2 protein-coding genes and 1 pseudogene are annotated in these 3347 nt (G+C 36.9%); 1 reads left to right on the plus strand and 2 read right to left on the minus strand.

The window, feature by feature from the left end:
• Positions 1-133: 133 nt before the first annotated feature.
• Positions 134-559 (minus strand): annotated as a pseudogene (locus FFM59_RS09765) (NADPH-dependent FMN reductase).
• A gap of 135 nt (positions 560-694) precedes the next feature.
• Entirely contained in the window at positions 695-2170 is a 1476-nt protein-coding gene (gene vprA / locus FFM59_RS09770; protein ID WP_137602836.1) for a vinyl phenol reductase, read from the minus strand.
• Between the two features lie 171 nt (positions 2171-2341).
• On the opposite strand from vprA, the gene FFM59_RS09775 reads away from it, so the two are divergent.
• Entirely contained in the window at positions 2342-3229 is an 888-nt protein-coding gene (locus FFM59_RS09775; RefSeq protein ID WP_137602837.1) for a LysR family transcriptional regulator, read from the plus strand.
• Positions 3230-3347: the final 118 nt, after the last annotated feature.

The raw sequence follows: 3347 nt of genomic DNA on the forward strand, positions 1-3347 counted from the left end.
GGGACTTTGGAGTGTTTTTCCAAAGTCCCTTTATTTTTTATAGTCTGGAATTAGTTTTTTCCCAGCCACTTATTTTTCAATTACTATTTCAAAGAAAATTTCTTTTCTAAGAAAAAACCTAAGTCCCTTTTAGTTACACTTTAAGTAAATTTATACTAGTAAATTTTAAAAATGATTCAAAACATTTTGTCAAAAAATCAACTGTTTGCTGATTAGTCAAAGTTCCATCTGAATCAAAGTTTTGTTTGGCAAAACTCATCATAAATTGGTTTCCTGGCATAACATGTGCATTTATACCTGGTGAATTCAAAATCTCTCTTAACTGCGTTTGCGCCCAAGAAGTACCTTGCTGTCCAAGCGAAACACCAACAATCATAACAGGCTTGTCGGTCAAAGGATGTTCAACGTAGGACAACTATTCGATGGTGCTTTTTAAAGCGGCCGTAATTGAATGATCATACTCGGGAGTGGCAATAATCACGCCGTCTGCATCATTGATTGTTTTCACTAAATCCTGAACACTTTCGGGTACATCGTTTGCGCTTGATTCACAAAACATTGGTATATCAGCGATTTCTTAATAATGATTTCTGTTTGATTTGAATAATGTTGTTGCATAAATTGTAATAGGTATCGATTATACGAAAATTTTGCATTATTACCAACGATTCCAACAATTTTCATAATCTACTTCCTAAATTTTTACAGTACTTTTAATATATTCCGCAGCATTATCACTTGAATTTCGCCCGGAATAAAATGCATAGCCCACGCATGTTCCTGGCATGTTTGGACCATAAGTATCACCGGCTAAACCAGAAGCATCGTTTCCAGCTGCATACAAGCCATCAATCTTCTGGCCAGCATCATCAAGTACTTCGTTTTTGGTATTAACTTGCAATCCACCCATAGTACAAAATGCACCAGTTTGAAGTTCAAATGCATAATAAGGGCCTTGGTTTACTGGCACCAAATACTCACTGTCTTTCCCAAAATCCTGATCGGTACCATTTTCAGCATATGAATTGTACGTTTTTACTGTATTTGTCAAAGTTTCAACTGGTAGATTCATTTTTTCTGCTAACTCAGTGATTGTATCAGCTTTAAAGATAAAGGCCTTATTATCAGCAACGGCTTGATCAATCTCTGCCTGCATTTTATCCATTTTTTGTCCACGTTTAACGTAAACGCCAAGTCCCATGAAATTACCATCTGCTGCCATTTTATCCAAAACACCTTGGTCTAAAATACTATAAACTTTGTTTTGCGTATACATAGCATTTCCAGCATATGAAAAGTTATAAACAACTGACTCGTCTACAAAACGCTCTCCAGTCTCATTAACCCATAATAATGGTTGCTGACCTGCTGCTGTATTCATTTGAGAAGCGATAAATTTAAATGGTGGTTCATTAGGATCACGGAGGTAGCCACCAAAGAGCATTGCCATTCCTGTACCATAATGTTTCGCACCGATGTTCCATCCCATATTAAGTCCGTCTCCAGTACCTTTCCCAGAACTCACTGGGACCAGTCGAGATGTATCATATTGTGTTAAGTTTTTCATCATTTCCGGATTATTCAAATAGCCACCTGTTGCTAACACAATGGCTTGTGTATCTACAACCTGCTCTTCATCAGTAGCTTCGTTACGAATAACAATACCAGAAACTGCATGATTAGAATCTTGTTTGATTTCAATGGCTGATGTTGAAGTATGAACTTCAACACCTAAGCTTTCAGACTTGGGTTGGAGTGCCTTATGAATTACTGCATCACCCATTCCTTTGTAAATGTGCCAAGTAGCTTCACCATCACCCATTGCTTGCACACCTTCATATTCAACCCCTTGGTCTTCCAACCATTTAACAGTTTCAGCACTCGTATCAATATACTTACGCCAAATTCTTGAATCCGCTTTATATTTTGAGTATTCAACTTCTTCTTTCAAAACCTCTGTGCCGGATACCTTAATACCTTGTTCCTTTTGCAGATACGAATCGATTGCGAAAAGTCCTTCTGTGTAGTTACTGCTTCCACCAGTTGAGCGACCTTTTTCGAGCAACAAAACTTTTAGTCCCTTTTGAGCAGCTTCAAGAGCAGCTGCAGAACCGGCTGCACCCGTACCGACAACGACAAGATCATAAGCACTTTGTTCAGTAATTGACATAATATTTCCTCCGTTTATTTGGTAAAATTAAACTAACATTACACTAAGTAGCAACATATTGTTTCTGCTGTGCTACTCTTAACTTGAGTTCATTTTATAATATTGTGATTAAATTCACAGTGACCACTTAATTCAGCAGACGAACAAAAAGTTCGGGTAAGGAGAAATATTTTGGATATCAATCGATTACAAACTTTTCTGAAAGTTGTACAATTTGGCAGCTTCAAGCAAGTTGCCGAAGTAGAGTTACTTACACAACGTGCGATTTCAAAACAAATCACGCTTTTAGAAGATGAGTTGAACACGAAACTTTTTATTCGTGATGCAAATAAAATCACTCTAACCTCACAAGGGCAGTTCTTTTATTCATCGGCACAAGATATTGTAAATAACTACCATGCTGCATTAGATGAATTAGAGCAATTGAATAATTCGTCCACCAACATTCTCAGCGTCGGTTATTTTTCTGCATTCGAAAAGCCATTGTTACAACAGGCCTTACTAAAAACTGCTGCTGTGAATCCAACAAATCAGTTATCTATCAAACAAGAAAGCAACGAGCATTTATATCATGGTGTCTCCGATGGACGACTTGATCTTGCATTATCCATCGACTATGGTGTTAGTCCAATTTCTGATAATACAAAGATAGTCGCAAAACCGATTTTTTCCAATCAAATGATTTTTGGTGTAAGTAAACTAAACCCGCTTAGCCAAAAAGATGCACTCACTGAATGGGATCTTGAAGGTCAAACCATCCTTTACTACAGTCCCGAAAGTTCGACTTTCTTATTAGAAAGTTTTTTAGCTAGTGTCCCTTTCCTTCATGACAATGAAAAAATCCAACGTGTTTCCAGTATCGAACAAATGAATATGTTGGTGGCCCTTAATCAAGCGTTAGCTTTTTATCCTGGACAATTAGTCGAGAACATTCCTACAGAACAAAATACAGGCTTCTTACCACTAAATAGTGAACAAAAACAACGTTATCAAATTGTTGCACTCTACAATCCGAATAATCAAAATCCGTTATTGCTTGAATTACTTAAAAATTTTTAGGACAGTAAATAAAAATAGGCTTCAAAATGTCAAACGACATTTGAAGTGAACCCACAAGTTTGGACAACTAAATTAAGCTACTAACTGATTGGCAAGTTCTCGGTATTGTACTGGTGAC

Source organism: Paucilactobacillus nenjiangensis (assembly GCF_005405445.1).
Classification (GTDB): domain Bacteria; phylum Bacillota; class Bacilli; order Lactobacillales; family Lactobacillaceae; genus Paucilactobacillus; species Paucilactobacillus nenjiangensis.

Coding starts and splice junctions, on each gene's coding strand:
- vprA (WP_137602836.1), bottom strand. CDS start 2,170: ATGTCAATTACTGAACAAAGTGCTTATGATCTTGTCGTTGTCGGTACG.